This is a genomic window from Sinosporangium album (assembly GCF_900100605.1).
Taxonomy (GTDB): domain Bacteria; phylum Actinomycetota; class Actinomycetes; order Streptosporangiales; family Streptosporangiaceae; genus Sinosporangium; species Sinosporangium album.
On the sequence record NZ_FNCN01000081.1, the window covers coordinates 1 to 3022 of the forward strand.

At 68.0% G+C, this 3022-nt stretch carries 4 protein-coding genes; all 4 read right to left on the reverse strand.

Annotation, left to right across the window (positions count from 1 at the left end; genetic code table 11):
• Positions 1-40: 40 nt before the first annotated feature.
• From BLQ73_RS30665 to BLQ73_RS30675, 4 genes are read right to left on the reverse strand one after another with little or no spacing between them, the layout of a single operon-like run.
• A complete protein-coding gene (locus BLQ73_RS30665) occupies positions 41-865 on the reverse strand; it encodes an SAM-dependent methyltransferase (RefSeq protein WP_176955797.1) in 825 nt (274 codons plus the stop codon).
• Positions 858-1121 carry a hypothetical protein gene (locus tag BLQ73_RS33035; protein ID WP_093176419.1) on the reverse strand — a complete coding sequence of 88 codons (264 nt, stop codon included), beginning with the start codon at positions 1119-1121 and terminating at the stop codon, positions 858-860. Before BLQ73_RS33035 ends, BLQ73_RS30665 begins: the two co-directional genes overlap by 8 nt.
• Positions 1122-1168: 47 nt before the next feature.
• Entirely contained in the window at positions 1169-1456 is a 288-nt protein-coding gene (locus tag BLQ73_RS31945; RefSeq protein WP_143020560.1) for a hypothetical protein, read from the reverse strand.
• Positions 1457-1511: 55 nt separating this feature from the next.
• Complete coding sequence (locus tag BLQ73_RS30675) at positions 1512-2711, reverse strand: helix-turn-helix domain-containing protein (RefSeq protein ID WP_093176421.1); 1200 nt, start codon at positions 2709-2711, stop codon at positions 1512-1514.
• Between the last annotated feature and the right edge of the window lie 311 nt (positions 2712-3022).

Consider the following 3022-nt stretch of genomic DNA (forward strand, 5'->3'; position numbering starts at 1 on the left):
TCTTCCTCCGCCGCGCCGCGCTGTTACCGCCGGGACCTGGTCAGGTGGTCCCGGGGGGTTTGGTGGCGGTCCCGACGAGCAGCCACGGCACCGGCTCGACGAAGAAATCGGGGAACTCAGGATGTTCAGGGTGCCGGTCGGTGACCGGCACCAGCCCCGGCTCGTCCAGCGTGCCGAAACGCTCCAGGATCGCGGTGATCTGGGCGGCAGTCCGCAGATGCACCTGAGCGGACGTTCCCTCGTACACCCGCCGGCCGCGCTCCACCGTGGTGGGCGTCGCACCGTCGGCCGTGCCGTGCGACAGGACCAGGCGGCTGCCGGGCGCAAACCGCCGGGCGAAGGCTTCCACGATCCGGCCGGGCCCGCCGGCCGGGATGAAGTGCATGACGGCCACGGCGATCAGCCCCACTGGACGGGTGAAATCTAGGGTGTCCCGAACCACGGGGTGGTCGAGGATGTCGCGCGGGCGGCGGATGTCGGCGTGCAGCATCATCGCGTTCGGGTCCTTGAGCATGACACGCCCGTGGGTGACCGCGACGATGTCGTAGTCGACGTAAACGACTTTGGCGGCGGGGTTGATCGCCTGGGCGACCTGGTGGACGTTCTCCTGCGTGGGGAGCCCGGATCCGAGGTCGATGATCTGCGTGATGCCGTCTGCCGCCAGGCGGCGCACCGCCCGTGCGAGGAATGCGCGGTTCAGCCTGGCCGCGACCTTGACCTCAGGCATCAGCCGGATCAGTTCTTCGGCGGCTTCTCTGTCGGGGGGCAGGTGGTCTTTGCCGCCGAGGAGGTAGTCGTAGATGCGGGCGACGTTCGGGACAGTGACGTCGAGCGGCGGACCGACGTCGAGGAGCTGGTCATCCACGCGGGCCTCCCGCATCGAGTCTGTACAGCCCCTCACGGACCTCTTCCAAAAGAGAGGGAGTGATAGGCGCGAACCTGACGGGCCCGGTCAGCTCGGTCAGCAGGGAGCGGACCTCGCCGGCCAGCCGCTCATCCTCTTCAGTGAGAACACGGTCCAAAGCCGGCGAGATGGGGAAAGAGCGGCTGTACACGGCGGCCAGGGCTCTGCCGCCGGCGCGTCTGACCGGCGCGGGCAGCAGGCGAGCAAGCCTACGCACGGCTGGGGGGTGGGGGGACACGAGAATCTCTCCAGAGGTGGGGGAGGTCAGGAGCTGGAACCGTGTGCGGGGCGACAAGCGCCGGGCGACCTGGGACGGTCGCACCGGATCACAGGCTGCGGGCCCCACCCGGCGGCGGGCGAGCCCGAGCCCGAGCCCGTGTCTGTTCCGGCGGCGCCGCGCAGCAGCGCGCACAGCGCGGCCAGACTGGAGGCGTGGTGATGGATGCCGCCCTGTTCAGCGCTCCATCCATCACCGGTACGGGCGAATCCCCACTCGGGGAACTCGCTCCTCGCCTCCTTGATGAGACGGTTCATCACGTCGTCAGAACCCATGCAGGCACGCTAGACCGCCGCCTCCCCGCGCGACCGAACTAACGCGTCCGAACTCTCAGTTCGGGTGGATGTTGTGCCGCTCGGCGAGGTACCGCACCTCAGGCGCCCACGACCGCGGGGCCCTGACCGCCATGGACCGCACCATGTCACGCAGCAGCATCTTGTGATCCAGCTCCTCGGGGCATTCGCGCTCAATCCGCATGAGATAGAGCAGGCTGGCCGCGTCGTCGCCCAGATCTCCGCAGGCCCGCGCCACCTGAAAGAGATGCGTCGTACGGCGCTCCACCGACGGGACTCGCGTCAGGTCTATCTCCTCAGCGACCCGCAGCGCCGCCTCCGCGTTGTGGGTTTCGCACTCGATGCTCGTCATGTGGATCGCGACGTTCGTCGGCCCGAACGCCAACCCGAAATGGTTGGCCTGCTCGTTCCCGAGGCGAGCGGCGAGCCTGGACGCCTCACCACGCAGAATGTCCCGCGCCTCCTGTCCGCCGCCGGAACGCGTGAGCCCGATCGACGCCATCAGGTTCAGGGCCCCCAGCACCGACAGGTGCCGGTCGTCGCCGCCGGCGACCGCAGGCTCGAACAGTTCGATTCCGCGGCGAGCGACGTCGTAGGCCACCTCGTGCATGTCGTCCGACAGCATCGACTGGCCGAGGCACCAGTGCGCCCATCCGATCATCAGCGCATCGCCGGTCTCCTCGGCGTACCGCATCGCGCGGTCCGCCGCCAGATGAGCCAGATCCACCCGCCCGAGATGCTTGAGCACGCCACGGCTGAGGATGTAGGTGTCGCTGGCCACCCTGCACGCGTCGCGGTGGTTGCCGCCGTCCAGCACCAGCCGTTCCGCGTCGCTGATCAGCCCCGGCAGCACGCGCATGAGCAGCGTGTACCTGTGGGGGCTGGTGAACCATGCGTCGCGGGCAGCGTGGACACGCTCTTGCAACTGCTCGACGGTGGGCGGCTCCAAGTTTGGGCCGAGCGTGCGATACGTGAAAATCGCACGTTCGATGCTGGCGAGCTGAGGTCGGCCGGCCTGGTGGTCATCCCTCGGGTGTTCCCCGAGAAGCATCGCAGTTCGAACGCCGAGAGCTTTGGCGATCGACCGCAGCAGGGGCAGCGACGGGGTGCGCTTGCCGTTTTCGATCAGTTCGATGTACCTAGGTGTACAGCCCGCTTGCGTGGCAAGCGAGATTGTGTTGAGGCCGCGTCTCTCGCGCTCCAACCGGATCATGTCGCCCGTGTTAATCTCAGGCATAGGCCCTGCACCTTCCTGGATCGTCGTCAACTCCAGGCTAAGGTCGCGGGGCCCGATTTTTGTACTGTGAGAAATCGGATCTGCCTCGGTCAAATAACCAGCAGTGGGATCGTGTTGGCACCGAGACTCGACAGAGCGTTTCTACCCCCTGGTGTCGGAGGCGCTCCAGCGCCTCCTCCGCCCGGTCCGTCCCCGTCGCGATCACGCCCAGCTTGCCGAGGGCTTGCAAGATTCGCCGGACCTCCTTCCGCCCGGCCCCGCAGGGCGGAGGAGCCGGGCGGAAGGAGGGGCGCGGATCCCGCGGGATCCGC